This window comes from Streptomyces sp. NPDC048479, from assembly GCF_040651435.1.
Classification (GTDB): Bacteria; Actinomycetota; Actinomycetes; order Streptomycetales; family Streptomycetaceae; genus Streptomyces.
This window is the reverse complement of sequence record NZ_JBEZKA010000005.1, coordinates 336,703-362,158: the sequence shown is the minus strand read 5'-3', so window position 1 is coordinate 362,158 and position 25,456 is coordinate 336,703. Positions and strand designations below refer to the sequence as shown.

Genomic DNA, 25,456 nt, shown 5'->3' with positions numbered 1-25,456 from the left:
AAGCGACCGTCCGGCTACGCTCCGTCCTCGTCCGGCTCGTCGACCAGATGCGCGTATGTCTCCACCATCTGCGTGCGTGAGTCGTCGAGGTAGTCGACGAGCAGCCGTTCGGCGCCCGACCGGTCACCGGCCCGCAGCGCTTCGAGGATGGCGCGGTTGCGTACGAGATAGGGCTGGTGCAGCCGCCGTGGATTGTCCACCACATGGAACGCGAGCCGCAGCTCGGCCAGCACGCTGCGCATCAGCTCGTCGGTGCGGGCGCTGCCGGCCAGCGCGACGAGTTCGCGATGGAAGTGGATATTGGCCGTGGAGACGCCTTGCCAGTCGTGCTCGCGCTCCGACCGCTCGCCGCCCGCGACCGCCGTTTCGAGCGTGTCCAGTGCGTACGGTGGCTCACCGAGCCCGTGCACGACGGCGCATTCGACGAGCTGCCGGGTGCGGTAGATGTCCACGACGTCCTGGACGGCGAGCATCCGCACGAACACCCCGCGGTTGAGCTGGTGCTCGAGCAACCGCTCATGGGTGAGCAGCCGGAACGCTTCGCGAAGTGTGTTGCGCGAAATGCCGAGCGCCTTGCCGATGCTGTCTTCGGAGAGCCGTTCCCCCGGCGGGAAGTAGCCCTCCGCGATGCGGGTGCGCAGGATGTCCGCGACCCGCTCCGCCGTGCTGGTGCGGCCCAACAGCGGGCGGTCGTCCGCCAGTCCACCGATCTCGGGCTCCGTCGTCCCCACAACGCCCTCTCTCCCTCGCCGGCCGCTCCGGCCGCCGCGCGAGCTCCATCGTAGAAGCAAGAACGACCCCACATAACCCTTGTCGGATCGTTCAACAATCCCCTACCTTGGCGTCACCGTACAGTCTCGACAGCACCCTCCTCCCCCTCTGCGAGGTGCAGATGAGTACGACCCAAACCCAGCCGAAGCAGGGCGAACTCCCCGAGGACACCGGCGCGTTCGCATGGCTGCGGGCACTCGGGCCGCGCGGCCGCCGCGCCTTCTGCGGCGCGTTCGGCGGCTACGCGCTCGACTCCTACGACTACTTCACACTGCCGCTGAGCATGGTGGCGATCTCCGCGTACTTCGGTCTCGACAACGGACAAACCGGACTTCTCACCACCGTCACCCTGGTCGTCTCCGCGGTGGGCGGCGCGCTCGCCGGCATCCTCGCCGACCGGATCGGCCGGGTGAAGGCCCTGATGATCACGGTGATCACCTATGCGGTGTTCACCGTCCTGTGCGGCTTCGCCCCCAACTACGAGACGCTGCTGGTCTTCCGCGCCCTGCAGGGTCTCGGCTTCGGCGGCGAGTGGGCGGTCGGCGCGATCCTGGTCGCCGAGTACGCCTCCGCCAAGCACCGCGGCCGCACACTCGGCGCTGTCCAGAGCGCGTGGGCGGCCGGCTGGGCGCTCGCCGTCATCGTCTACACCCTGGTCTTCCAGTTCCTCGACGCGGACACCGCCTGGCGGGTGATGTTCTGGACGGGCGCCCTGCCCGCCCTGCTGGTCATCTACGTACGGCGGAGTGTCAGCGACGCCCCCACGGCGGCCGAGCGACGCCGTACCAGCACCGAGCGCGGGACCTTCTCCACCATCTTCAAGCGGGATCTGCTGCGTACGACGTTCTTCGCGACGCTGCTCTCCACCGGCGTCCAGGGCGGCTACTACACGCTCGCCACCTGGGTCCCCACGTATCTCAAGACCGAGCGGGGGCTCACCGTCGTCGGCACCGGCGGCTATCTGACCTTTCTGATATCCGGGTCCTTCATCGGCTATCTCACGGGCGGCTATCTCACCGACCGGATCGGCCGGAAGAAGAACATCGCTCTCTTCGCCGTGCTGTCCGCCATCGGGATCCTCGCCTACACGAACATCCCTTCCGGAGCGAACGGTCTGCTGCTGATCCTCGGCTTCCCGCTCGGATTCTGCATGTCCGCGATCTTCAGCGGCTTCGGGTCGTTCCTCAGCGAGCTGTATCCGACGGCCGTACGAGGCACTGGCCAGGGCTTCACGTACAACAGTGGCCGTGCCGTGGGCGCGTTCCTGCCCACCCTGGTCGGATTCCTGTCCGACAGCTGGGGAGTGGGCGGTGCGCTCGTCCTCGGCGCCGTCGGCTACGGCCTGGCAGTGGTGGCTCTGCTCGGCCTGCCCGAGACCCGCGGGAAGGAGCTGGTGTGATCCGCACCCTGGAGCGCGTCGACGGGCACGCATGGAGCCCGGTCGAGGCCCGCGAGCAATTCCGTTCCGGAGTGGGCGGGCCGACCGCGGGCCTGGCACCCGGCCACACACAGGCGAACCTGATCTCGGTCCCCGCCGACTGGGCGTACGACATGCTGCTGTTCTGTCAGCGCAACCCGAAGCCCTGTCCGGTACTCGACGTCACCGAAGCCGGTGCCTGGTCCACGCAGCTCGCGCCGGACGCCGATCTGCGCACCGATCTCCCCGGCTACCGCGTGTGGGAGCACGGCGATCTCGTCGACGAACCCACGGACGTTGTGGAGCGCTGGCGCGATGACCTGGTGTCCTTCCTCATCGGCTGCAGTTTCACCTTCGAGTGGATGCTCTCCGAGTCCGGGGTTCCGATGCGCCATATCGAGCAGGGCCGCAATGTCCCGATGTACGTCACCGACCGCCTCTGCCGCCCCGCGGGGCGCCTGCACGGGCCCATGGTGGTGTCGATGCGGCCCGTGCCGCCCGAGCACATCGGCACGGCGGTCAGAGAGAGCGCCATGATGCCCGCGGTGCACGGTGGTCCGGTGCACCACGGCGACCCGGCGGGACTCGGCATCGAGGACCTCGGCCGCCCCGACTTCGGCGATCCGGTGGACGCGGAGCCCGGCGACATCCCGGTGTTCTGGGCGTGCGGGGTCACGCCGCAGGCGGCGGTGATGGCCTCGCGGCCGCCGTTCGCGATCACCCACGCGCCGGGGCAGATGTTCATCACGGATGCCCGCGACGCGCAGTACCGCGTGGCCTGACGAGCAGGAATGAGGAGTACATGACCTGGGCGTCGATCGATCTCAACGCCGACCTCGGCGAGGGCTTCGGCCGCTGGCGGCTGACCGACGACGAACAGCTGCTGTCCGTCGTCACCAGCGCCAATGTCGCCTGCGGCTTCCACGCCGGGGACGCGGTCACCATGCGGCGCGTCTGCGAACTCGCCGCCGACCGCTCGGTGCGGATCGGCGCCCAGGTCTCGTACCGCGATCTGGCCGGCTTCGGACGGCGCTCCATGGACGTCCCGCCGGACGAGCTGGCCGCCGAGATCGCGTACCAGATAGGGGCGTTGGAGATCTTCGCCAAGGCTGCCGGGTCCCGCGTCTCGTACGTCAAACCGCATGGCGCTCTCTACAACCGTGTCGTGCACGACGAGGAGCAGGCAGCAGCCGTCGTCGAAGGCGTGCTGCTGTCCGGCGAGCGCCTGCCGCTGCTCGGACTTCCCGGCTCGAAACTGCACACCATGGCGGAGAAGGCCGGACTGCCCGCCGTCTCCGAGGCGTTCGCCGACCGCGCGTACACCGCGGAGGGCACGCTGGTGCCGCGTGGACAGGACGGTGCGGTCCTCAGCGATCCGGCCGCGGTCGTCGAACGGTCCGTCAGCATGGCCAGGTTCGGCGTGGTCACCTCGCGGTGCGGACAGTCGGTATCGGTACGTGCCCGCTCGCTCTGTCTGCACGGCGACACCGAGGGGGCCGTCGCTCTCGCCCGCCGGGTGCGGCGGCAACTGGAAACCGTGGGCGTCCGTGTGGAGGCTTTCGTATGAGGGCCCTGCCGGTCGGCGACCGGGCGCTCCTCGTCGAGCTGAACGACGGGGACGAGGCCGGGGCGCTCCATGCCGAACTGCTGCGCCGCCGCGCCGCCGGCACCCTTCCGGCGATCCGGGAGATCGTGCCCGCGGCCCGGACCGTGCTGCTCGACGGGCTCGACGAGCCGGGCAGCTTCGCGCGCGAGCTCGCGGAGTGGGAGATTCCGGCGCTCCACGCGCGCGTGCAGGACGGGATCGAGATACCCGTCCGCTACGACGGGCCCGATCTGGCGGATGTCGCGGCGCTGTGGCAGGTGGCTGAGGAGGACGTCGCGGACATCCACTCGGCGGCCGAATTCCGGGTCGCCTTCTGCGGGTTCGCACCCGGCTTCGGCTATCTGACCGGGCTTCCGCAGCCGTACGCGGTACCGCGCAGAGCCACCCCGCGCACCTCCGTACCGGCCGGGGCAGTCGCGCTGGCCGGGCCGTACACCGGTGTGTATCCGCGCTCCTCTCCCGGCGGCTGGCAGTTGATCGGGACGACGGACACGGTGCTGTGGGACCCGGCGCGGGAGCCCGCCGCGCTGCTCTCGCCGGGGACGCGGGTGCGGTTCGTGCCGGAGCGCGCCGGGAGCCGCCGATGACCGACAGGGCCTTCGCGGTCGTACGAGCCGGGGCGCTGACCACCGTGCAGGACCTGGGGCGACCCGGGCACGCCCACCTCGGAGTGCCACGCTCCGGTGCGCTCGATCCGTACTCCGGCCGCCTCGTCAACCGGCTGGTGGGCAATGCGGAGAGTGCCGCGGTCCTGGAGACCACCCTCAACGGGTGTGCGGTGCGGCCGCGTTGCGCGGTGACCGTGGCCGTCGGCGGCGCACACTGCCAGGTCACGGTCGACCGGCGGCCGGTGGCGTGGGGGGCGCCGGTGCGGGTAGCCGCGGGCTCGGTGCTGGAGACCGGCCCGGCGCTGCGCGGCGTACGCACCTATGTGGCCTTCGCCGGCGGGATCGCGGTCGATCCGGTGCTGGGCAGCCGCTCCACCGATCTGCTCTCCGGCCTCGGTCCCGCACCGCTCACGGACGGCGCCGTACTGCCGCTCGGCAAGCCGGCCGGTCCGCCGGCGCGGGTCGACGGCGGCGTGCCGTGGCCCGCCCCACCGGCCGAGCTGGTGCTGCGGGTGCGGCTCGGGCCGCGCGCCGACTGGTTCACGGACGCGGCCCTGCGCACGCTGGCCCGTGGTGCGTACCGGGTGTCGTCGGCGAGCAATCGCATCGGGCTGCGTACCGAGGGGCCTTCGCTGGAGCGGGCGGTGACGGGTGAACTCCCCAGCGAGGGCATGGTGCTGGGGGCCGTGCAAGTGCCGCCGGACGGCCGCCCGGTGGTCTTTCTCGCCGACCATCCCACCACCGGCGGCTATCCGGTGGTGGCGGTCGTCGACAAACGGGATCTCGCTGCGGCGGCCCAGGCGGTGCCGGGCGTTCGTGTGCGTTTCGTCCCAGTTCGCTAATGGTTCGCTGACCGCGAGGGGGTGGCCCTGGACCTTGTGCGGCGGATCGTCCCCGGTACGGACTTCGGCCGTGTCCTCAATCGCCGGCGGGGCTGGAAAGCTCAGCCTCGCCGGCGATTGAACCGCGGGGGTCCGGGGGCGGAGCCCCCGCTACGGCGACGGAGCACCGTACCCCCCGCCCCCCGGTGTGCTCATCACCAGCACGTCCCCCGGGCCGACATCCACCGCGTCGACGCCTTCCAACCGCGTCACGCTGCCGTCGGCCCGCTCGACATGGTTGCTGCCCAGCGCGCCCGGCCCGCCGCCCGCCATGCCGTACGGCGGGATGCGGCGGTGCCCCGTGAGCAGCGCCACCGTCATCGGCTCGAGGAAACGGATTCTGCGGACGACTCCGCGGCCGCCGCTCCAGCGGCCGCGGCCACCGCTGCCTTCCCGTACGGCAAAGGCGTCCACGCGCACCGGATAGCGCCACTCCAGCACTTCGGGATCGGTGAGGCGGGAGTTGGTCATATGGGTCTGTACGGCGTCGGCCCCGTCGAAGCCGTCCCCCGCGCCCGAGCCGCTGGCGACCGTCTCGTAGTACTGCACACGGTCGTTGCCGAAGGTCAGGTTGTTCATCGTGCCCGACCCCTCCGCCTGCACACCGAGCGCGGCGTACAGCGCGCCGGTGACGGCCTGCGAGGTCTCCACATTGCCTGCGACGGTCGCCGCGGGGTGGACCGGCGCGAGCATCGACCCTTCCGGCACCCGTACCTCGAGCGGCTCCAGACAGCCGCTGTTGAGCGGGATGTCGTCGGCGACCAGGGTCCGGAACACGTACAGCACCGCCGCCATCACCACCGACTTGGGCGCGTTGAAGTTCCCGGGCTGCTGCGGCGAGGTGCCGGTGAAGTCGAGGACCGCGCTGCGCTGCTGCCGGTCCACGCGCAGGGCCACCTGAATGATGGCCCCGCCGTCCGTCTCGTAGCGGTACTCGCCGTCGGCCAGACCCGCAACGATTCGGCGCACGGACTCCTCCGCGTTGTCCCGCACATGCTGCATATAGGCCTGGACGACGTCGAGCCCGAACTGGTCGGTCATACGGCGCAGTTCGACGATGCCCTTCTCGTTGGCGGCGATCTGGGCGCGCAGGTCGGCGAGGTTGGTGTCGGGCGCGCGGGACGGGTACCTGGCGGTGGTCAGCAGCTCCCGCGTCTCGGCCTCACGCAGCCGCCCGTCCCGTACGAGCAGCCAGTTGTCGAAGAGCACGCCCTCTTCCTCCACGGTGCGGCTGAATGCGGGCATGGAACCGGGCGTGATGCCGCCGATCTCGGCGTGATGGCCGCGTGAGGCGACCAGGAACCGCAGCTCCTCCCCTTCGAACACCGGCGTCACGACCGTCACATCGGGCAGATGGGTGCCGCCGTGGTACGGGTCGTTGATCGCGTACACATCGCCCGGCCGCAGCGCGCCCTCGTTCCGGCGCAGTACCTCCTTGATGGACTCGCCCATGGAGCCGAGGTGGACGGGGATGTGGGGTGCGTTCGCGATCAGGTTGCCGTCCGCGTCGAAGAGGGCGCAGGAGAAGTCGAGCCGCTCCTTGATGTTGACGGAGTGTGCGGTGTTCTCCAGACGTACGCCCATCTGCTCGGCGATCGCCATGAAGAGATTGTTGAAGACCTCCAGGAGGACGGGGTCGACATCGGTGCCGACCGCGACTCTGCCGGGACGTGGCCGTACCCGCGTCAGCAGCAGGTGCCCGCCGTCGCCCGCTGCCGCCCGCCACCCGGGGTCGACGACTGTGGTGGCGTCGGCCTCGGCGATGATCGCGGGGCCTTCGACGGCGTCACCGGGCCGCAGGTCTCCGCGCCGGTACAGCGGGGTGTCCCGCCGCGCGCCGTCCACGAACATCCGCACCGTGGCGCGCGCCGCGAACCTCTCCTCTCCCGCGGTCCCTTCGACGACGTACTCGCCGTGTTCTCCCGCCGTTCCCACCGCCTCGACGGAGACCGCCTCCACGACGAGCGGCTTGTCCATGGTGAACGCGTAGCGGGCACGGTGGGTCGTCTCGAAGTCCTCCTTCATCGCGGCGACGGTGTCCAGCGGCACGGGCAGGCCGGCGTCCGTTCCGGCGTATCGGAGCAGCACGCGCGCGTGCGTCGTGATCGCGGCGTCAGGGACGGCATCGGCGCGCAGCTCGGCGCGGGTGCGCGCGGCGAGATCGTCGCAGAGGGTGCGCACGCGCCCGAGGGCCCCCTCGTCCAGCTCCGCCTCGACGGACTGCTCACGCATGGCGGTCGCGTCGGCGAGCCCGATGCCGTACGCGGAGAGCACCCCGGCCAGCGGCGGCACGATCACCGTGTTGACACCGAGTGCGTCGGCGACCGCACAGGCGTGCTGGCCGCCCGCGCCGCCGAAGGAAGTGAGTGCGTAGCGGGTGATGTCGTGTCCGCGCTGTACGGAGATCTTCTTGACCGCGTTCGCCATATTGAGGACGGCGATCTCCAGGAAGCCGGCCGCGACCTCCTCGGGAGTGCGGTCTTTGCCGCTCTCCTTGCGTACCTCCTCGGCGAGTTCGGCGAAGCGCTCGCGCACCGTGTCGGCGTCCAGCGGCTGGTCGCCGTCGGGGCCGAAGACCGCGGGAAAGTGGCCGGGCTGGACGCGGCCGAGCATCACATTGGCGTCGGTGACGGTCAGCGGGCCGCCGCGGCGATAGCAGGCGGGACCTGGCACGGCACCCGCGGAGTCCGGGCCCACGCGGTAGCGGCGGCCGTCGAAATGGAGTACGGAGCCGCCGCCCGCCGCGACGGTGTGGATGTTCATCATCGGCGCGCGCATGCGTACACCGGCGACCTGGGTGCCGAGCTCCCTCTCGAACTCGCCCGCGAAATGCGACACATCGGTGGAGGTGCCGCCCATGTCGAAGCCGATGACCCGCCCGAATCCGGCCTGTTCGGCGGTACGGGCCATGCCGACGACGCCACCGGCCGGGCCGGACAGCACGGCGTCCTTGCCGCGGAAGTGCGCGGCCTCGCGCAGCCCGCCGTTGGACTGCATGAACATCAGGCGGATGCCGTCGAGTTCGCCGGCGACCTCGTCGACGTACCGCCGCAGGATCGGCGAGAGGTAGGCGTCCACGACGGTCGTGTCACCGCGCGGCACCAGCTTGATCAGCGGGCTGACCTCGTGGGAGCAGCTGACCTGGGTGAAGCCGAGCGTACGGGCCTCCTCGGCGATACGGGTTTCGTGACCGGGGTGGCGGTAACCGTGCATCAGCACGACGGCCGCGCTGTGGAAGCCTTCACTCCGGGCGGCGTTCAACTGCTCCGTGACGGCGGCCATTTCGAGCGGCCGCACGACCTCGCCGTGCGCGTCAACGCGTTCGGGTACCTCGATGACGCGCTCGTACACCGCCTCCGGCAGCAGGATCCGGCGGTCGAAGAGCCGGGGCCGGTTCTGGTAGGCGATACGCAGCGCGTCCCGGAATCCCTCGGTGATGACGAGGACGGTCGGCTCGCCGCGGCGCTCGAGCAGCGCGTTGGTGGCGACGGTCGTGCCCATCTTCACGCAGGCGACCCGGTCGGCCGGGACGGGCTCGTCCGGGCCGACGCCGAGGAGCAGCCTGATCCCGGCGACGGCCGCGTCCCGGTACCGCTCCGGGTTGTGCGAGAGCAGTTTGCGGGTCACGAGCCGTCCGTCCGGGCGTCGGCCCACGATGTCGGTGAAGGTGCCGCCACGGTCGATCCAGAACTCCCAGGGCCCGCTCATTCCCCCATTCTGGCAAGGGGAACGTCCAGTGACACGGCAGCCAGCGCGGAGGAGAGCGCATGCTCGGCGCTGTGGTCCAGGCGTGCGCTCGTGCCACGCGCCCAGTGCCGTACCTCCGCGCCGGCCATCCGCAGCAGCTGCGGCAGCAGATCGGTGCACCGGCGCGCCACCCATCCGGTACCGGCCGTGGCGAGCCAGAAGAGCGACGCGCAGCGGGTCGGCGAGGGCTGATCGGGCTCGCTTCCGGGCGCGGCGCCGTGCGCGAGCCCGCGCGCGGCCAGCAGTTCATGGAAGCGCGCCGCGATCATCCGGTGCCCGCGCTCGCCCGGATGCAACCGGTCCGCGCTCCACATGGACCGGTCGGCGACCCAGGAGCCGTCGGCGACATGCAGATGTACGGCGCCGTAACGGGCGGACAGGCCGTGGACGACGGCGTTGACCGCCCGCTGGCGTCTGGCAAGGGGGCGCGCGAGCGGCACGGGCAGCCCGAGCATGGTGCCGGGGTCGGGCAGACAGGCGGTCAGCAGTACGGTGCCGCGCGCCGAGAGCGCCGCGCAGACCTCGTCCAGCCGCAGGGTGAGGTCCTCGATGTCGAAGGTGCAGCGCAGGGTGTCGTTGACCCCGACGACGACGGAGGCGATGTCGGGTTCGTACGCGAGTGCCTCGGGCGCCTGGCGCTCGGCGACGTCCTGAGTGAGGGCACCGCTGACGGCGAGGTTACGGAAGTGGGCGGGCGCGCCGGCGTCGGAGAGCCCGCCGGCGAGCAGAGCGGCCCACCCCCGCCAGCTGTCGCCGACGCGATCCCCGACGCCTTCGGTGAGCGAGTCCCCGAGCGCGACGAAGCGGGGGGCACGCGGGGGCCCGGAGGCGACCGAGGCGACCGCATCGAGCCCGGAAGCGCCCGGGGCGTCGTGGGCGCTCGCGGCGGTGTTCTCCGGAACCGGCTCGTCCACGACCGCGGTGCCCGGGCCGGCCGTCATGCCGCCACGCCCTCTCCGCGTGCCCGCTCACGTACCGGCGGGGCGTCGTGTGCCGACAGGAACGCCGACACCGATCGTTGCCAGTCGAAGAGTTCGGCCCGCGCCCTGGCCGCCGCGCGGCGGTCGGCTTCCGTGCGGGACAGCAGCCCCTGTACGGCATCCGCGAAGTCTTCCGGAGTGTCCGTGGCAGCCGCTCCCGCGTCCCCGATGACCTCCGGCAGCGCCGACGACGCGCTCGCGATCACCGGGGTGCCGCAGGCCAGCGCTTCCAGAGCCGACAGGCCGAACGTCTCCGCGGGCCCCGGCGCCAGGCAGAGGTCCGCCGCAGCCTGCAGGTCGGACACCGTTTCGCGGTCGCCGACATGGCCGAGGAAGACCGCGGGCAGCCGTTCCGCACGGGCCCGGCGCGCCAGCGCGGTCCGCAGCGGACCGTCGCCCGCGACCACCAGCGCGGCCCGTACGCCCCGCTTCCGCAGCTCGGCGAGTGCGTCCAGGGCCATTCCCGGGCGCTTCTCCACCGACAGCCGGGAGCAGAGCAGCAGAAGCACCTCGGCCCCGGCGGCGTACTTCGCGCGCAGGACCGTGCTGCGCCTGCCCGGCCGGCAGCGCAGCAGGTCCACGCCGAGCGGGGCGCGCACCACATTGCGCGCCCCGATGCGGACGAATTCCCGCTCCGCCCACTCCGTCGTGCACACGATCCGCGAATACGCCCATGCGGTACGGCGGTTGAGCCGGTCCGCGGTGCGCCCGGCGGCTCCCTCCGACAGCCCCCAGGTCCTCAGCACCCCGTCGGCCGTCTCGTGCGAGACCATCACCGAGGGGACGCGGTTGCGCCGCGCCCACTCCCCCGTCCACCGAAGCGTCGTGCGGTCGGAGACCTCGAGCCGGTCGGGCTCGATGGTTTCCAGGACCTGCCGCAGCCGCCGCCGGCCGGCCAGCACCCGGTAACCGCCGGTGCCGGGAAGCTCTGGTCCCGGCAGGGTGATCACCCGGCCCTGCGGGGTGAGCCGATCGCTCTCCAGATCGCCGGGAACGATCAGCACAGGCTCGTGCCCGGCGGCGAGATAGCCCTTGCCGAGCTCGCCGAGCGCGGTGCGCAGGCCGCCGGAGGACGGGGTGACGAAATTCGCCAGCCGTACGATGCGCAGCGCGCTCATGCCGCCACCGCCGTACGCGCGCCCAGCACCTCGGCGTAGTGGTCGAGCAGCAGGTCCCCGATGACGGCCCAGGTCCTGCCCTCGACGGCGGCCCGTCCCGCGTGGCCGTACGCGGCACGCAGCCCGGCGTCGGCCACCAGGGTCGCGACCGCGGTCCGTACCGCGTCCACGTTCCGCGGTTCCACCAGCAGCCCGGTACGGCCGTGGCCGACCAGATCGAGCGGCCCGCCGGCGGCGGGCGCGATGACCGGTATCCCGCTCGCCATGGCCTCCTGCACGGTCTGGCAGAAGGTCTCGTACGGACCGGTGTGTGCGAAGACGTCGAGCGAGGCGAAGATCCGGGCGAGTTCGTCGCCGGTCCTGCGGCCGAGGAAGACGGCCCCGGGCAGCTCGCCGTGCAGCGATGGCTCGCTGGGCCCGTCGCCGACGACCACGACCCGTACACCCGGCATACCGCAGACGCCGGCGAGGAGCTCGACATGCTTCTCGGGAGCGAGCCGGCCGACATAGCCGACGATCAGTTCACCGTTGGGGGCGAGGCTGCGCCGTAGCTCCTCGTCCCGCAGCTCCGGCCGGAATCGTGCGGTGTCGACGCCGCGCGGCCACAGCCGGACCCGCTCGACGCCGTGTCCCTCCAGATCGCGGAGGGCGGCGGTGGACGGCGCGAGTGTGCGGTCCGCGGCGCTGTGCACGGCACGGATGCGCCGCCAGGCGGCGCCCTCTCCCGCGCCGACATAGGTACGGGCGTAGCCCGCCAGGTCGGTCTGGTAGACGGCGACGGCCGGCAGGCCCAGCCGCGCCGCGGCCGCCATGCCGCGCACGCCGAGTACGAAGGGGCTGGCGAGGTGGACGAGGTCGGCCCGGTGGGCGGTGATGGCCGCCGCCACCCGGCGGCTCGGCAGAGCCACCCGCACCTGCGGGTATCCGGGCAGCGGCAGGGAGGGGACGCGCACCACGGGGCAGGGCGCGTTCGATTCGGAGCTGTCGGCCCCGGCGACTGCCGGGGCTATGACGAGCGGGTCATGACCGCGTGCGGCGAGATGCCGGGCGGTCTGCAGGGCGCAGTGCGCCACACCATTGACGTCGGGCGGGAAGGATTCGGTGACGATGACGACACGCATACCCGTGTTGTCGTCGTGCTCGGGGTGGAGCGGCCAACGTGGATCTTTCCGCCCGTGAAACGTCCCATGAGCGTTTGTGACAGCGGCCCCGTCATCACGGGGCAGACAGTCACACGGCGGGCATATCCGGGCCGATTCTGCTCCGTACCGCGGTCTGTACCTCGGCCTCCTCTGCCGGGTCCGCGGCCAGCCTGCGCAGTCGCTCGGCGACCCGCACATCGCCGGTCTCGGCGTGCAGCGCGGCCACTTCTCTCGTGGTCTCCTCGCAGTCCCACAGACATTCGACGGCGAATCCGGTGGGGAAGGAGGAGTCGGTGGCGGCGAGCGCGCGGGCCGCGCGCCCGCGGAGCTGGGAAGAAGCGGTCTCCCGGTACACATGGCGCAGTACGGGTGCGGCGCAGGCGATACCGAGCCGTCCCGCCCCGTCGACGAGTGTCCACAGCGGCAGTGCGTCAGGACCGTCGGCGCGTACGGTCTCGCGCAGGGCGCCCAGTACCAGCTTGGCGTCCTTGGCGCTGCCTCGGCAGGCGAGCACACCCGCCGCTGACGCTCCGAGCGCGTCGGGCCGGTGCACCCAGCCGCGCGCCCGGTCAACAGCCTCGTCGCCGCACATCCGCTCGAATGCGGAGACAGCGGCGTCGGCGACGGCACGAGAGCCGCTGAGCGTCGCGGCCTCGATCAGATCGAGGACGACCGGGTCCCGCGATTCGGCGAGATAGTGCAGGGCGGCACAGCGCGCGCCGTCGGGTCCCTGACGTGCGGCTTCGACGATGAGCAGCCGGTCGTCGGGTCCGGCGACGGCGGACAGGCAGCGGGCGGCGGGCACATGGAGGGCGCTGCCGCGCTCCAGGCCCTGCTCGGCCCAGTCGAAGACTGCCTGGACGCTCCATCCGGGCCGGGGCCCGGTGGGCCGCATCTGGCGCTGCCAGCGGTCGAAGGAGCCTGCCTCCTGTGCTGCCCGCACGCGGGTGCCGACGGCGTCCCGCTGGTCCTCCGCCCACAGCCGCCACGGACGCGGTTCGAAGGCGTCCCGTACGGCGACGGCAAGTTCGGCGTCACCCTCCGGAGTGGCCGGGAAACGGGCGAGAACCGAAGTGGCCAGCGCCCGCAGACCCGAGTCGTTGTCGCGCAGGGCGAGCTCGTCGAGGGCCCAGGCCCAGTTGGCTCCGCTCGCGGCGTATCTGCGCAGCAGGGCGAGGGCGTCGCCCCTGCCGTACGAGGCGAGGTGCCCGAGCACCGCGAGCGCGAGGCCGGTCCTGGCCTCGTCGGTGTCGAGGTGGTCGTCGGTGTCCCAGAGGTGCCGCTCGATCTCCTCGAGACTGCCGTGGAGATCCAGGTAGAGGCGTGCGTAGTACAGCGAGCGGTTCTCGACCTGCCAGTCGTGGCGGGGATCGCTCAGTACGCAGTGGTTGAGGGCCGCGAGCGCTTCGGCGCGCGGCGCGGCGAGCGCGTGCAGCGTGCCGTCACCGCGGCCTCTCTGCAGCAGGCCGAGCAGCGTACCGCTCGGCGCTATGACTGGATCGAACATGGGGAAAGCCTCACATCAAGCTGTCGACGCAACCGGGGGGTGGAGATGCCTAGGCCGCGCAGCAACATGTAGGAGCGCCCGTCGTCTTCCGCTTGGTGTAGACCATCTTTGTCTGCCTCTCGTCTGTGGCCCCAGGGGAACTCCCGGATGAAGTCCGGGGTAGGGCCCGACGTCATGATGACCCACCCATTTCGCCACCGCGACCACATTTACGGCGTCCCTCTCAGCGGCTTCCCAACGGCCCCTCGGCAGCCGCTCAATGGCCGCCGAACAGCTCCAAGAGGTCTGTCTTCCCAAACATCCGCGCGGTATCCATCGCGGATGGAGTTCCGGCTTCCGGATCTGCTCCGCCGGCCAGCAGGGCGCGGATGACGGCATCCTCGCCCTTGAAGACGGCTCCGGCGAGCGGCGTCTGGCCGCGGTCGTTGGCCCGGTCCGGCTCCGCGCCGCGGGCGATGAGCGCCTCCACCGCGGAGGCGTGCCCGTGGTAGGCGGCCAGCATGACGAGGGTGTCACCGCGGTCGTTGGTGAGGTTCGCCGGGACGCCGGCGTCGATGTACGCGGCGAGCGCCTCGGCCTCTCCCTGACGGGCCAGATCGAAGACCTTGGTCGCGAGCTCGATCACCTCGGGATCCGGGGCTTCGCTCATCGGACGGACCGCCTTTCACCGCGTTGACCTGGGGCGCACGGCAAGAGCGGCCGTACGAGTGAATCGACAGGGTACTGCCCGCGCAGCGACATGACGCGGCCCGCCGGAGGCAAGGATCACCGCATGCGAGGCACTGTGCCGCGCAACCGAGCAGTGTGCCCCCCGAACGGTTCTCCGACGTCCTCCAGTGCAGTGAAATACGGGACATTTCACCCATTTGCACCTTTTATCACATGAGTACTTCCTGTGAGCATGGGAGAACTCATGGTGACTGTCCCTCGACCAGGAGAACTCTCATGATCCTTTCATGCTCAGGTGTCGTGCTGCTCGGAATCGTCGTCTTCCTCTTCGTCAGGAAGGACGGGCTCAAGACGTCCCACGGATTCACGTGCGCGCTCTTCGGCTTCTTCCTGGCGGGCACCGCCATCGCGCCCAGCGTCAAGGCCGGCACAGCGAGCCTCGCCAGTCTCCTGGGCGGGATCAAATTCTGACGCCCCGCCCCGCTCAGCACCTCCAGCACCTCCAGAACCATCAGAACCATCAGAACCATCAGCACCTTCAGGAGACCGATGTGGCCCGGCGCCCACTCCCCCGCATTCTCAGCAGCGGCAGCGCACAGCTCGCCCGGAGCCGCGAGATCGCGCGCACAGCCGCCGACAGCGCCACGGACGTCCTTCATCCGCTGATCACGATCGCCCGTGGTCTGCGGCAGCTGGCCGCCACGGCAGCCCGCAGGTGGGCCGCCACCCCCAAGGAACGGCGTGGTCCCGCGCTGTTCCTGATCGTGGGCTGCGGCCTGGTGGTCGTGCTCATCCCGTACGGGCCACTGCTCGCCCTGATCTCGGTGATGGCCGCGGCCGCCTGGAAGGGCCGGGTGCGTACGCCGGTGAGGACCGGCCCTGACGAAGCGGAGACCGGGCGGCTCCAGGCCCTCTATGAGGCGCTCGTGCCGTACTTCTCCGTCGCCGAGGACCCGGCTCCGCTGTTCGCCCACGGCGGCGAGTGGAGCAAGGCCTTCAGCGGCTACGCATTCGACGGCAACGGACGCCTCACCCGGCTGTCGGTGAAGTACCCCGCCTACTTCACCGACGGCGAGTCCGAGTCCCGGGCCCGGATCGAGAAGCTGCTGCATGCCAAGTCCGGACGCGGCCGCGAGTATCTCTTCAGCTGGGACGAGGAGGGCAACCACCTCGTGATGAGCGTGCTCCCCGCACTGCCCACCTCCATCGCCGCCCAGCGTTTCGTCACCGTCCCCGGCGAAACCGTGCTGGGCTTCACCGACGCCGACGCGGTGCAGCGCACCGTGCCGGTGACGGCAGGCGTGGAGACCAGGGACGCGCCGCCGGTCGTCTGGCGTACGGGTCCGCGTTCGACGGAGCCGCATCTGCTGGTCGTCGGCGAGCCCGGCAGCGGCGCCACCACGCTGCTGCGCTCGATCGCTCTGCAGGCCCTGCAGCACGGAGACGTACTGATCATCGAGGGCAGCGGCACCGGTGAGTACGCCTGTCTGACGGGGCGGACAGGCGTACTGGCTGTGGAGTGCGGGCTGGCCGGGGCGCTGGCGGCCCTGGAGTGGGCGGCGCACGAGACCGAGCGCAGGCTGATCGCCGCCAACCGGGCCCGGCAGGCCGGGCACCCCGCACCCGAGGACACCAAGCGGCCCTTGTGGATCCTGCTGGACCGCCCGAGCATCCTCGGCCATCTGGCGGCGGCCGACGGGCACACCGATCCGCAGCAGCTACTGCAGGTACCACTGCGTCATGGCCGGGCGGCCCACGTGACGGTGGTCGTGGCCGAGCAGTTCGACAGCCTGGACGCGCTCACCGAGGCCGTACGGACGCATACGCGTGCCCGAGTGGTGCTGGGTCCTGCCGTCTTCGAGCAGGTGGAGTCCGTGCTCGGCGTGGAGCCGCACACCACGCCGACGACCGAAGTGCCGTCCGGCCGGGGCTACGCACGGCTCGGTACGGGTTCGGTGCTCAGGCTGCAGGTGCCGGCGACCCCGGACCCGTACGACGAAACGACGAGCGAGGCACACCGGCAGGCTGTGCTGGACCTGCTGCCGGAGAGGCTGGAGCGAGTCGAGGCGGCGGCCCCGGATCCCGTACCGGCCGAGGGCTGATGTTCATCGACCGACCAATGACAGTTTTCGCCTGACGATGCAAAGGACCACAACTGACAGCTGACGGATTCCGGAATCCGTCAGGCAACAAACGTCCGTGGCGCCTCCGTGCCGGTGCTCGCGCCCGTCTCGACGAGCCGCGCCGCCGCCGCCAGCCGCGCCGCCGCCTCGTCCGCGACCGCCCCGCCGACCGTGAACGGCAGCCGTACGTAGCCCTCGAAGGCCCCGTCGACACCGAATCGCGGCCCCGAAGGCACCCGCACCCCCACGCGCTCACCGACCTCGGCGAGCCGGGATCCCGACAGCCCTCCGGTGCGCACCCAGAGCGTCAGCCCACCGCTCGGCACATCGAACTCCCAGTCCGGCAGCTCCCGGCGGACCGCCGCGACCAGCGCGTCGCGGTTCTCGCGTGCCTGGGTACGCCGAATGGACACGGCTTCCTCCCAGCCCCCGGTCTGCATCAGCCAGTTGACCGCGAGCTGTTCCAGCACCGGCGTGCCCAGGTCGGCGTATGCGCGTGCCGCGACCAGGGAGCGGATCACGTCGGGTGCCGCGCGCACCCATCCGATCCGCATGCCGGCCCAGAAGGCCTTGCTGGCCGAGCCGACGGTGAGGACCGTGCTGCCCGCCGGGTCGAAGGCGCAGACGGGCCGCGGCATGTCGATGTCGTCGTCCAGGTGCAGCTCGGACATGGTCTCGTCGACGACCAGGACGGTGCCGGCCGAGCGTGCGGCGTCCACGAGGCGGCGCCGCTGGTCCTCGTCGGCAAGTGCACCGGTGGGGTTGTGGAAGTCGGCGACGACGTAGGCGAGCCGGGGCGCCGCGTCGCGCAATACCTGCCGCCACCGGGACAGGTCCCAGCCGGTCAGCCCTTCGGCCATGGCCACCGGCACGAGGCGGGCCCCGGCCTCGCGCATCAGCTGGAGGATGTTGGCGTAGGAGGGGGATTCGACGGCGATGCGTTCGCCGCGCCCCGCGAAGAGGTGGCAGATGGCGTCGATGGCGCCCATCGCGCCGGTGGTGACCATGATCTGCTCGGGCATCGTGGGGATGCCGCGCCGGGTGTAGCGGTCGGCGAGCATCTGGCGCAGGGCGGGCAGGCCGGCCGGGTAGTCGCCGTGGGTGTGTGCGTATGGGGGCAGCTCTTCGAGCGCTCCCTGGACGGCTCGGGTGAGCCAGGGTTCGGGCGCGGGCAGGGCGGCGCAGCCGAGGTCGATCATCGAGCCGAGCGATTCCGGCGGCAGGGGTTCCAGTCCGCGGGCGGGCAGTGGGTTCCCGGCGGGTACGGCGGTCCAGCTGCCCGCTCCCCTGCGGGACTCGAGGAAGCCTTCGGCGCGCAGCGCTTCGTAGGCCGCCGCGACGGTGGTGCGGCTGACGGAGAGGGCGAGGGCGAGTTCGCGTTCGGCTGGGAGCCGGGCGGCGACAGGGACGCGGCCTTCGAGGACGAGGAGCCGGATGCCGTCGGCGAGTGCGCGGTAGGCGGGGGGCTTACGGGTGCCTGGTCCGGCCGGGCGGGATTGCTGGGAGGTGAGCTGCCTGGCGAGCTGAGCCGCGCCTACCGCTGAGGTCCACTGCGTCATGGAAGTCAGTCCACCTTCCTCGAATTGGCCATGGTTGCCGTCTGTTCCGTAGCCACAGAGTGTCATGCGTCAGTCCACAACCACCAGAGGGGGCGCCATCGTGTCCGCGCATCTCACCCGCAGGCTGCTGTATCTGTACATCGGTCTGGCGCTGTACGGCGTGAGTTCGGCGCTCCTTGTGCGCGGCGGGCTGGGGCTCGAGCCGTGGGGTGTGCTTCATCAGGGTCTGGCCGAGCGCACGGGACTGACGATCGGCGTGGTGTCGATCATCGTCGGCGCGGCCGTTCTGCTGCTGTGGATTCCGATCAGGCAGCGGCCGGGTCTTGGCACTGTTTCGAATGTCTTCGTGATCGGAATCGCGATGGACGGCACACTGGCGCTGGTGCCGGATGTGTCCGGGCTCGGGGCGCAGATTCCGGTGATGGCCGGGGGCATCGTGCTCAATGGGGTGGCAACGGGCCTGTACCTCTCGGCGCGGTTCGGGCCGGGTCCGCGGGACGGTCTGATGACGGGGCTGCATCGGCTCACGGGGCGTTCGATCCGGCTGGTCCGTACGGCGATCGAACTGGCTGTGGTGGCGACCGGCTCTGTGCTGGGCGGCTCGGTGGGTGTCGGCACGGTCGCGTATGCGTTGGCCATCGGGCCGCTGGCGCAGTTGTTCCTGCGTGTCTTCGCCATCTCGGAGCGGGACGGTGGCAGCACGGTGGTCGCCGGCGCGACACCGAAGCAGGCGATACTGCGGCAGTGACTCGCGTACGCCACCCTTACCTGGACCATCCGTCGGTACTCGCCTTCGCCCATCGCGGCGGGGCGGCCGACGGGATAGAGAACACCGCGGCCGCTTTCCGGCGGGCCGCCGATGCCGGCTACCGCTATTTCGAGACCGATGTGCACACCACCGCGGACGGGCAGCTGGTCGCCTTTCATGACGCGACGCTGGACCGGGTGACGGATGCGCGTGGCCGGATAGCGGCGCTGCCGTGGAGCGAGGTGCGGCAGGCGAGGGTGGCGGGCCGGGAGCCGTTGGCGCTGTTCGAGGAGCTGCTGGAGGAGTTCCCTCGAGCGCGCTGGAATGTGGACGTCAAAGCGGAACCGGCACTGGTTCCGCTGGTGGATCTGATTCGCAGGGCGGGTGCCTGGGACCGGGTGTGTGTCGGTTCCTTCTCGGAGGGCCGGGTGGCCAGGGCGATGCGTCTTGCGGGGCCGCAGCTGGCGACGTCGTACGGAGTGCGGGGCGTGGTGGGCCTACGGCTGCGTTCGTACGGGATTCCGGCGGCGCTGCGGGCGGGTGCGGTGTGTGCTCAGGTCCCGGAGTCGCAGGGCGGCATCCGGGTGGTGGACCGGCGTTTTGTGCGGGCGGCGCACGATCGGGGTCTGCAGGTGCATGTCTGGACGGTGAATGAGGCGGATCGGATGGCGGCGCTCCTGGATCTCGGCGTGGATGGCATCATGACCGATCATCTGGAGACGTTGCGCACGGTACTGACCGACCGGGGGGTCTGGGTCTGAGACCCCGCGCGTCTGCACTACGGGACGAGCGAGGGGGCGCGGGATGACGGCCGACACCGCGGACCGGACAACCGGGACGACCGGGGCGAGTGAGCGCAGACGCGAGCAACGCGGCTGGTATTTCTATGACTTCGCGTGCTCGGTCTATTCGACGAGTGTGCTGACGGTCTTCCTGGGGCCGTATCTGACGTCGGTGGCGAAAACCGCGGCGGACGCCGAGGGTTTTGTGCATCCGCTGGGTGTGCCGGTGCGGGCGGGCTCCGTTTTCGCGTACTCGGTGTCCCTGTCGATGGTGGTGGCGGTGCTGCTGATGCCGCTGGCGGGCGCGGCGGCGGACCGTACGGGCCGGAAGAAGCCGCTGTTGGCGGTGGCGGCATATGTGGGTGCGACCGCGACGGCGGGGATGTTCTTCCTGGACGGCGACAGGTATCTGCTGGGCGCGTTTCTACTGATCGTCGCCAATGCGTCACTGTCGGTGTCGATGGTGTTGTACAACGCGTATCTGCCGCAGATCGCAGCGCCGGACGAGCGTGATGCGGTGTCGTCGCGCGGCTGGGCGTTCGGCTACACGTCGGGCGCGCTGGTACTGATGCTGAATCTGGTCGTGTACTCGGGTCACGAGACGTTCGGGCTTTCGGAGTCCGAGGCGGTGCGGATCTGTCTGGCGTCGGCGGGGCTGTGGTGGGGCGCCTTCACACTGGTGCCGCTGCGGCGGCTGCGGGACCGGCGGCTGGCGCCGAGTGGCGAGGGGGCGGTCGGTTCGGGGTGGCGGCAGTTGATGGCCACGCTGCGGGACATGCGCCGGCATCCGTTGACGTTGTCGTTCCTGCTGGCCTATCTGATCTACAACGACGGCGTGCAGACGGTCATCTCGCAGGCTTCGATCTACGGGTCGGAGGAGCTGGGTCTTGATCAGACGACGTTGATCACGGCAGTGCTGCTGGTGCAGGTGCTCGCGGTGGCGGGTGCGCTGGGCATGGGACGGCTGGCCAGGACACATGGGGCCAAGCGGACGATTCTGGGTTCACTGGGGGTCTGGACGCTGATTCTGGCGGCGGGGTACTTCCTGCCGGCCGGGGCGCCGGTGTGGTTCTTCGGTCTCGCTGGGGCGATCGGGCTGGTTCTGGGCGGGAGCCAGGCGTTGTCGCGGTCGTTGTTCTCACATCTGGTTCCGCGCGGCAAGGAGGCCGAGTATTTCTCGGCCTATGAGATGAGCGACCGCGGGCTGAGCTGGCTGGGGCCGCTGGTGTTCGGGCTTGCGTACCAGCTGACCGGCAGTTATCGGGACGCGATCATCTCTTTGGTGGTCTTCTTCGCGCTGGGATTCGTGCTGCTGGCGCGGGTACCGGTGAGGCGTGCCGTGGCGGCCGCGGGCAACCCTGTGCCGGAACGGATTTAGACGTTGAAGTGAAAGGCCGGTAGTGTACGCCTTTGGCCTGCCAGATGGACCGTTACTGCGTGCTGAAGAAGTGAATTCACTGGGTGACACTTTCTGTCAGATGTGACAAAACGGGCACTGGTGGGTACAACAAGGGGCGGCACGACGGGCGACGCATGACCCGGAACGGGAATCTTTACCGCCGACCGGACGTTGACCGGATGACGACGACAGCGACACCTGTCCTGTGGGCGACAAGCCCGGGAGGCACGATTCATGAGTGAGCGAGCTCTCCGCGGTACGCGACTCGTGGTGACCAGCTACGAGACGGACCGCGGCATCGATCTGGCCCCGCGCCAGGCGGTGGAGTACGCATGTGAGAACGGCCATCGATTTGAGATGCCGTTCTCCGTTGAGGCGGACATTCCGCCGGAGTGGGAGTGCAAGGCGTGTGGCGCCCAGGCACTCCTGGTGGACGGCGACGGCCCCGAGGAGAAGAAGGGCAAGCCGGCGCGAACGCACTGGGACATGCTCATGGAGCGGCGCACCCGCGAGGAGCTGGAGGAGGTGCTGGCCGAGAGGCTGGCCGTCCTGCGCTCCGGCGCCATGAACATCGCTGTGCATCCGCGGGACAGCCGGAAGTCCGCCTGACCCCGTAACAACACCGCACTACAAGCACCACGCAAGATCAAGAGCCGCGGGCCGTGTCACACCGAATGTGTGACGCGGCCCGCGGCTCTGCTGTGCCCTGGATGCGCTCGCGTCCCTCTCGGGACGCGCCTGCGTGCCCCCTCGTAAAAAGGGACGGCCCGGCCGTGGGGGAGGGACGGCCGGGTCAGGGGGTCAGCGGGGGCCTCGGGCCGTCGTCCTCGTAGCCCCGCGAGGGCTGCGTGGCGTCCTGCCGGATGACCTCACCCTGAACGACTTTGCCGTCCGGGCGGTGGATGCGGGCCTGCTGGAAGGCATCGCCCAGGCTGCCGGGGGCGGCGACGCGCATCCGGTGCTCCAGGGAGCGCTCCGTGTACCGCCCGAGCGCCGAGCGGACGGGCTGCAGCAGGAGCAGCAGGCCCGCCACGTCGGAGATCAGACCCGGCAGCATCAGAAGAAGGCCACCGAGCATCAGGAACCCATTGCCGGTGCTGCCGGTCCCGGGCGCCGGGCTGTTGCCGGCCTGCGCCTGCTGGAGGATCTCGGTCAGATTGCGGAAGGCCCGCCGGCCGGCCCGCTTGATGACGACGGCGCCGACGATGGCGCCGCCGACGAGCAGGGCAAGGACGGTGAGTCCGCCGGCCGCTCCGGCCACCAGGGTCAGCAGCCAGATCTCGAGCACCAGCCAGGCGGCGATGCCGAGCGGCACGAGATTGCGGGCGCGCGAGCGCTTGGGGGCTGTCGGGGGCGGAGTGCCGGTCGTCATGCCCCCAGTGTGCCTGGACGCCCGCCGAAGCGGCGTAAGGGTGTGATCAGGAAGATCGCCCGGCTGACGCGAGAGGGCGGGAGGACACCGGGAGGCGGTTCAGGAGGACTTGCGGCCGAGGAGACGATTCGCCCGGTCGCCGACGCCCCAGGCGGTGACCCGCCACAGCGCCTCGACAAGGATGTCGCGGCTCATCTTCGAGTCGCCGACCTCGCGCTCCACGAAGGTGATCGGGACCTCGACAACGTGGTAGCCGGCGGCGACGGCCCGTCGAGCGAGGTCGACCTGGAAGCAGTAGCCCTGCGAGGCGACGTCCGCGAGGCCGAGCCCTTCGAGGGTCTCCTTGCGAAAGGCCCGGAAGCCGCCAGTGATGTCACGGAGCGGCAGGCCGAGGAGCAGCCGGGAGTACGTGCTGCCGCCGCGCGAGATGAACTGACGGTGCTTCGGCCAGTTGACCACGCGGCCGCCGGGGACCCAGCGCGAGCCGAGGACCAGGTCGGCGCCCTTGAGGGCGGTGAGCAGCCGGGGCAGCTCCTCGGGCTGGTGGGAGCCGTCGGCGTCCATTTCGACGAGTACGCCGTAGCCGTGCTCGATGCCCCAGGCGAAGCCCGCCAGGTAGGCGGCGCCGAGGCCTTCCTTGCCCTTGCGGTGCAGCACATGCACCTTGTCGTCGTGGGCCGCGAGTTCATCGGCGAATTTGCCGGTGCCGTCGGGGCTGTTGTCGTCGGCGACGAGGATGTCCGCCTCGGGCACGGCAGCGCGCACCCGGGAGACGATCGGCTTGATGTTCTCGGCCTCGTTGTAGGTCGGGATGATCACCAAGGCTCTGCCGAGCGGGCCGTACCGCCGCTGACCGCCGTCGTTCACTACTGCCCCTTAATGTCCGTACGCAGAGCCCCACCATAGCGAGCGCTCGCCGCGCCGCTGCGGCGGCACGGACCTGGGGAGTCGTGTCTTCGGCGCGGAAGTGTGACAAGGGGCTGCGGATCGGGGCCCGGCGTCCTTCGGGCCGACCTGGGACCCGCTGGCTGCGGATCTACCGAGAGCCGTTGTCTACTGAACGCCGGGCCCCACCCGGGTCACACCTGCCGGCCGGCTGAGACCTTCCCTCGCCCCCGAGGCGCGGGCGCTGAACCTGGCTCCCAGTGGCAGTGCGCCGGTGCGACGCACCACCCCATGACCCAGCGGCGTTCGACGACTGCGTGAAGGTCTGCCGGTCGGACGTCCCGTGGTGGACTCGGCCGAACCTACCGGCCGGTGGGCGCTCGCTGTCAATACTCCCCTGATCTGCGATCCTTGCCCAAATCACCAGGTCAGCGCGGAAGATGCGCAGGTCGCGCCGGAGCGCGGCGGGCATCGATCGGCGGTACGAAATGTCCGCACGTCACTCGTTCAGCCTCTCATAGACCGTTTGTCCGAAGACCACCGTCCGCAGGCAGCGGGGCAGTTCGGTGCCGGGGGTGAGATCGGGCAGGCCCGGGGTGCCGGAGCGCGGGTCGGTGGACCAGCGGGCGACGCGGTCGTCGGGGGCCTGGACGACGAGTTCCTCGGTGCGCCAGACGGCGTAGTCGGCAGGCGCGCCGGGAACCAGGACACCGGCGTCGTCGCGGCCGATGGCGCGCCAGCCCCCGCGTGTGTGGGCGGTGAAGGCGGCACGGGCGGAGACCCGGTGTTCGGGCGTGCGGTGGAAGGCAGCGGCCCGGACGGTGCCCCAGGGGTCCAGCGGGGTCACGGGACTGTCCGAGCCGAAGGCGAGGGGCACTCCGGCGCGCAGCAGTGCGGCATACGGATTGAGGGTGCGGGCCCGCTCGGCGCCGAGGCGCTGGGCGTACATGCCCTCCGAGCCGCCCCAGGCCGCGTCGAAGGCGGGCTGGACGGAGGCGGTGAGGCCGAATTCGGCGAAGGCGGCGATGGTTTCGGGTGTGAGCATCTCGGCGTGTTCGACACGGTGGCGGGCTGCGCGTACGCGGGCGAGGCCGAGCGTGTCGGCGGCGGCCCTGACGCCGTCGGTGACAGCGGTGAGGGCGGCATCGCCGATGGCGTGGAAACCGGCCTGGAGCCCGGCTTCGGTGCAGGCGGCGACATGGGCGGCGACGGCCGCGGTGTCGAGGTGGGCGGCGCCGGTGTGCGGGGCGTCGGCGTACGGGGCGTGCAGGCAGGCGGTGTGCGAGCCGAGGGAACCGTCGACGAAGAGGTCACCGGCCGCGCCGATGGCGCCGAGTTCGCGGATGCGCTGTGCGTCCTTTGCGCTCGCGACCTGTTCGGCCCAGTAGCCGACGACGCGCGGGCCCGGCTCCGCCTCGGCCAGCTTCAGCAGGGAGGTGAAGTCGTCCTCGTCGGAGATGTCGGGGCCGGCGCATTCGTGGACGGTGCCGATGCCGAGCGAGCCGGCCCTGGCGAGTGCGGCGCGCTGGGCGGCGGCGCGCTGGGCGGGGGTGATCGCGGCGTGGGCGGCGGCGCGTACGGCGTGGTGGGCGGCGGCGGTCAGCGGCGCGTCCGGGTGGTACCCGGCGAGATCGGTGATGCCGGGGACAAGGTCGAGCAGGGCGGTGGTGACCACGGCCGAGTGGACGTCGATCCGGGGCAGATAGAGAGGGCGGCCGCCGGCCGCCCGGTCGAGTTCGGTGCGGGACGGCGGACGCTGCTCGGGCCAGCGCGTGGCGTCCCAGCCGTGACCGAGGAGGACCTTCTCGGCGGAGTGTGCGGCGCTGTGCTCCCGTACCAGATCGAGCGCTTCGACCAGGGTGCGGGCGCCGGACAGGTCGAGGCCGGTGAGGGCGAGGCCGGTCGCCGTGGTGTGTACGTGTGCGTCGGTGAACGCCGGAGTGACCAGAGCCCCTTCCAGGTCGATCACCTCGTCGACTCCGGCGGCGAAGGCGTCGGCGGCGCCTTCCGAGCCCACCCAGCCGATATGTCCTCGCTCGACGACCATCGCGGTGGCGAAGGGGTCGGCGGGGCTGTGGACTTCTCCACCGCGCAGCAGCACGGTGCGGTGTTCGGCCTGGGGGGCGGTGCTGTCGGTCATGG

At 71.0% G+C, this 25,456-nt stretch carries 22 protein-coding genes; 11 read left to right on the top strand and 11 right to left on the bottom strand.

Annotated features, from left to right (window positions below; genetic code table 11):
* Window positions 1–14: 14 nt before the first annotated feature.
* Window positions 15–731 carry a GntR family transcriptional regulator gene (locus tag AB0D12_RS11275; RefSeq protein WP_362679636.1) on the bottom strand — a complete coding sequence of 239 codons (717 nt, stop codon included), beginning with the start codon at window positions 729–731 and terminating at the stop codon, window positions 15–17.
* Window positions 732–892: 161 nt separating this feature from the next.
* Here AB0D12_RS11275 and AB0D12_RS11270 point away from each other — a divergent pair, with 161 nt between their 5' ends.
* From AB0D12_RS11270 to AB0D12_RS11250, 5 genes are read left to right on the top strand one after another with little or no spacing between them, the layout of a single operon-like run.
* Window positions 893–2,170, top strand: a complete 1,278-nt coding sequence (locus tag AB0D12_RS11270) for an MFS transporter (protein WP_362679633.1) — start codon at window positions 893–895, stop codon at window positions 2,168–2,170.
* Window positions 2,167–2,970 (top strand): putative hydro-lyase, encoded by an 804-nt coding sequence (locus AB0D12_RS11265; protein ID WP_362679630.1) that lies wholly within the window; start codon window positions 2,167–2,169, stop codon window positions 2,968–2,970. The genes AB0D12_RS11270 and AB0D12_RS11265 overlap by 4 nt, the downstream gene beginning before the upstream one ends.
* Window positions 2,971–2,990: 20 nt before the next feature.
* Window positions 2,991–3,755 carry a 5-oxoprolinase subunit PxpA gene (locus tag AB0D12_RS11260; RefSeq protein ID WP_362679627.1) on the top strand — a complete coding sequence of 255 codons (765 nt, stop codon included), beginning with the start codon at window positions 2,991–2,993 and terminating at the stop codon, window positions 3,753–3,755.
* The gene (gene pxpB, locus AB0D12_RS11255) at window positions 3,752–4,381 is read left to right on the top strand and encodes a 5-oxoprolinase subunit PxpB (protein WP_362679624.1); all 630 of its coding nucleotides are present in this window, start codon (window positions 3,752–3,754) and stop codon (window positions 4,379–4,381) included. The genes AB0D12_RS11260 and pxpB overlap by 4 nt, the downstream gene beginning before the upstream one ends.
* Window positions 4,378–5,244, top strand: a complete 867-nt coding sequence (locus AB0D12_RS11250) for a biotin-dependent carboxyltransferase family protein (RefSeq protein WP_362679621.1) — start codon at window positions 4,378–4,380, stop codon at window positions 5,242–5,244. Before pxpB ends, AB0D12_RS11250 begins: the two co-directional genes overlap by 4 nt.
* 150 nt (window positions 5,245–5,394) lie before the next feature.
* Here AB0D12_RS11250 and AB0D12_RS11245 read toward each other — a convergent pair whose 3' ends face one another.
* The 6 genes from AB0D12_RS11245 to AB0D12_RS11220 form a co-directional block, all read right to left on the bottom strand.
* Window positions 5,395–8,991 (bottom strand): hydantoinase B/oxoprolinase family protein, encoded by a 3,597-nt coding sequence (locus AB0D12_RS11245; protein WP_362679618.1) that lies wholly within the window; start codon window positions 8,989–8,991, stop codon window positions 5,395–5,397.
* Complete coding sequence (locus tag AB0D12_RS11240; protein ID WP_362679616.1) at window positions 8,988–9,971, bottom strand: SGNH/GDSL hydrolase family protein; 984 nt, start codon at window positions 9,969–9,971, stop codon at window positions 8,988–8,990. The genes AB0D12_RS11245 and AB0D12_RS11240 overlap by 4 nt, the downstream gene beginning before the upstream one ends.
* Window positions 9,968–11,128, bottom strand: a complete 1,161-nt coding sequence (locus tag AB0D12_RS11235; RefSeq protein WP_362679613.1) for a glycosyltransferase — start codon at window positions 11,126–11,128, stop codon at window positions 9,968–9,970. Before AB0D12_RS11235 ends, AB0D12_RS11240 begins: the two co-directional genes overlap by 4 nt.
* On the bottom strand, window positions 11,125–12,249 hold the full coding sequence (locus AB0D12_RS11230) for a glycosyltransferase family 1 protein (protein ID WP_362679610.1): 1,125 nt from the start codon (window positions 12,247–12,249) through the stop codon (window positions 11,125–11,127). The genes AB0D12_RS11235 and AB0D12_RS11230 overlap by 4 nt, the downstream gene beginning before the upstream one ends.
* A gap of 109 nt (window positions 12,250–12,358) precedes the next feature.
* Window positions 12,359–13,777, bottom strand: a complete 1,419-nt coding sequence (locus tag AB0D12_RS11225) for a HEAT repeat domain-containing protein (protein WP_362679607.1) — start codon at window positions 13,775–13,777, stop codon at window positions 12,359–12,361.
* A 256-nt stretch (window positions 13,778–14,033) separates the two neighbouring features.
* The gene (locus AB0D12_RS11220; RefSeq protein ID WP_362679605.1) at window positions 14,034–14,426 is read right to left on the bottom strand and encodes an ankyrin repeat domain-containing protein; all 393 of its coding nucleotides are present in this window, start codon (window positions 14,424–14,426) and stop codon (window positions 14,034–14,036) included.
* A gap of 296 nt (window positions 14,427–14,722) precedes the next feature.
* Between AB0D12_RS11220 and AB0D12_RS11215 the strand changes: the two genes are divergently transcribed.
* Entirely contained in the window at window positions 14,723–14,917 is a 195-nt protein-coding gene (locus tag AB0D12_RS11215; protein WP_327322215.1) for a hypothetical protein, read from the top strand.
* 80 nt (window positions 14,918–14,997) lie between these two features.
* Window positions 14,998–16,548, top strand: coding sequence for an ATP-binding protein (locus AB0D12_RS11210; RefSeq protein WP_362679602.1), 1,551 nt, complete (start codon window positions 14,998–15,000; stop codon window positions 16,546–16,548).
* An 80-nt stretch (window positions 16,549–16,628) separates the two neighbouring features.
* Here the strand turns inward: AB0D12_RS11210 and AB0D12_RS11205 are convergent, their stop codons facing one another.
* Window positions 16,629–18,128 (bottom strand): PLP-dependent aminotransferase family protein, encoded by a 1,500-nt coding sequence (locus AB0D12_RS11205; RefSeq protein WP_362679599.1) that lies wholly within the window; start codon window positions 18,126–18,128, stop codon window positions 16,629–16,631.
* Window positions 18,129–18,192: 64 nt separating this feature from the next.
* Here AB0D12_RS11205 and AB0D12_RS11200 point away from each other — a divergent pair, with 64 nt between their 5' ends.
* The 4 genes from AB0D12_RS11200 to AB0D12_RS11185 all read left to right on the top strand — a co-directional run bounded on the left by AB0D12_RS11200 (window position 18,193) and on the right by AB0D12_RS11185 (window position 21,666).
* On the top strand, window positions 18,193–18,876 hold the full coding sequence (locus AB0D12_RS11200) for a hypothetical protein (RefSeq protein WP_362679596.1): 684 nt from the start codon (window positions 18,193–18,195) through the stop codon (window positions 18,874–18,876).
* Complete coding sequence (locus AB0D12_RS11195) at window positions 18,873–19,637, top strand: glycerophosphodiester phosphodiesterase family protein (RefSeq protein ID WP_362679593.1); 765 nt, start codon at window positions 18,873–18,875, stop codon at window positions 19,635–19,637. The genes AB0D12_RS11200 and AB0D12_RS11195 overlap by 4 nt, the downstream gene beginning before the upstream one ends.
* A 43-nt stretch (window positions 19,638–19,680) precedes the next feature.
* Complete coding sequence (locus AB0D12_RS11190; RefSeq protein ID WP_362679591.1) at window positions 19,681–21,036, top strand: MFS transporter; 1,356 nt, start codon at window positions 19,681–19,683, stop codon at window positions 21,034–21,036.
* Between the two features lie 255 nt (window positions 21,037–21,291).
* Window positions 21,292–21,666, top strand: a complete 375-nt coding sequence (locus tag AB0D12_RS11185; protein WP_161311542.1) for an RNA polymerase-binding protein RbpA — start codon at window positions 21,292–21,294, stop codon at window positions 21,664–21,666.
* A 184-nt stretch (window positions 21,667–21,850) separates the two neighbouring features.
* On the opposite strand, the gene fxsA is transcribed toward AB0D12_RS11185, so the two are convergent.
* The 3 genes from fxsA to AB0D12_RS11170 all read right to left on the bottom strand — a co-directional run bounded on the left by fxsA (window position 21,851) and on the right by AB0D12_RS11170 (window position 25,454).
* Window positions 21,851–22,429: an FxsA family membrane protein gene (fxsA, locus tag AB0D12_RS11180; RefSeq protein WP_362679588.1), complete on the bottom strand. Its 579-nt coding sequence runs from the start codon at window positions 22,427–22,429 to the stop codon at window positions 21,851–21,853.
* A 99-nt stretch (window positions 22,430–22,528) separates the two neighbouring features.
* Window positions 22,529–23,296 (bottom strand): polyprenol monophosphomannose synthase, encoded by a 768-nt coding sequence (locus tag AB0D12_RS11175; protein WP_362679585.1) that lies wholly within the window; start codon window positions 23,294–23,296, stop codon window positions 22,529–22,531.
* Between the two features lie 517 nt (window positions 23,297–23,813).
* Entirely contained in the window at window positions 23,814–25,454 is a 1,641-nt protein-coding gene (locus AB0D12_RS11170) for an amidohydrolase (RefSeq protein WP_362679582.1), read from the bottom strand.
* Window positions 25,455–25,456: the final 2 nt, after the last annotated feature.

What these genes read in the sequence shown, in the direction of transcription:
- AB0D12_RS11270 (WP_362679633.1), top strand. Translation starts at nt 893, where the DNA reads ATGAGTACGACCCAAACCCAGCCGAAGCAGGGCGAACTCCCCGAGGAC.
- AB0D12_RS11260 (WP_362679627.1), top strand. Translation starts at nt 2,991, where the DNA reads ATGACCTGGGCGTCGATCGATCTCAACGCCGACCTCGGCGAGGGCTTC.
- pxpB (WP_362679624.1), top strand. Translation starts at nt 3,752, where the DNA reads ATGAGGGCCCTGCCGGTCGGCGACCGGGCGCTCCTCGTCGAGCTGAAC.
- AB0D12_RS11250 (WP_362679621.1), top strand. Translation starts at nt 4,378, where the DNA reads ATGACCGACAGGGCCTTCGCGGTCGTACGAGCCGGGGCGCTGACCACC.
- AB0D12_RS11245 (WP_362679618.1), bottom strand. Translation starts at nt 8,991, where the DNA reads ATGAGCGGGCCCTGGGAGTTCTGGATCGACCGTGGCGGCACCTTCACC.
- AB0D12_RS11240 (WP_362679616.1), bottom strand. Translation starts at nt 9,971, where the DNA reads ATGACGGCCGGCCCGGGCACCGCGGTCGTGGACGAGCCGGTTCCGGAG.
- AB0D12_RS11235 (WP_362679613.1), bottom strand. Translation starts at nt 11,128, where the DNA reads ATGAGCGCGCTGCGCATCGTACGGCTGGCGAATTTCGTCACCCCGTCC.
- AB0D12_RS11230 (WP_362679610.1), bottom strand. Translation starts at nt 12,249, where the DNA reads ATGCGTGTCGTCATCGTCACCGAATCCTTCCCGCCCGACGTCAATGGT.
- AB0D12_RS11225 (WP_362679607.1), bottom strand. Translation starts at nt 13,777, where the DNA reads ATGTTCGATCCAGTCATAGCGCCGAGCGGTACGCTGCTCGGCCTGCTG.
- AB0D12_RS11220 (WP_362679605.1), bottom strand. Translation starts at nt 14,426, where the DNA reads ATGAGCGAAGCCCCGGATCCCGAGGTGATCGAGCTCGCGACCAAGGTC.
- AB0D12_RS11215 (WP_327322215.1), top strand. Translation starts at nt 14,723, where the DNA reads ATGATCCTTTCATGCTCAGGTGTCGTGCTGCTCGGAATCGTCGTCTTC.
- AB0D12_RS11205 (WP_362679599.1), bottom strand. Translation starts at nt 18,128, where the DNA reads ATGACGCAGTGGACCTCAGCGGTAGGCGCGGCTCAGCTCGCCAGGCAG.
- AB0D12_RS11200 (WP_362679596.1), top strand. Translation starts at nt 18,193, where the DNA reads ATGCGTCAGTCCACAACCACCAGAGGGGGCGCCATCGTGTCCGCGCAT.
- AB0D12_RS11190 (WP_362679591.1), top strand. Translation starts at nt 19,681, where the DNA reads ATGACGGCCGACACCGCGGACCGGACAACCGGGACGACCGGGGCGAGT.
- AB0D12_RS11185 (WP_161311542.1), top strand. Translation starts at nt 21,292, where the DNA reads ATGAGTGAGCGAGCTCTCCGCGGTACGCGACTCGTGGTGACCAGCTAC.
- fxsA (WP_362679588.1), bottom strand. Translation starts at nt 22,429, where the DNA reads ATGACGACCGGCACTCCGCCCCCGACAGCCCCCAAGCGCTCGCGCGCC.
- AB0D12_RS11170 (WP_362679582.1), bottom strand. Translation starts at nt 25,454, where the DNA reads ATGACCGACAGCACCGCCCCCCAGGCCGAACACCGCACCGTGCTGCTG.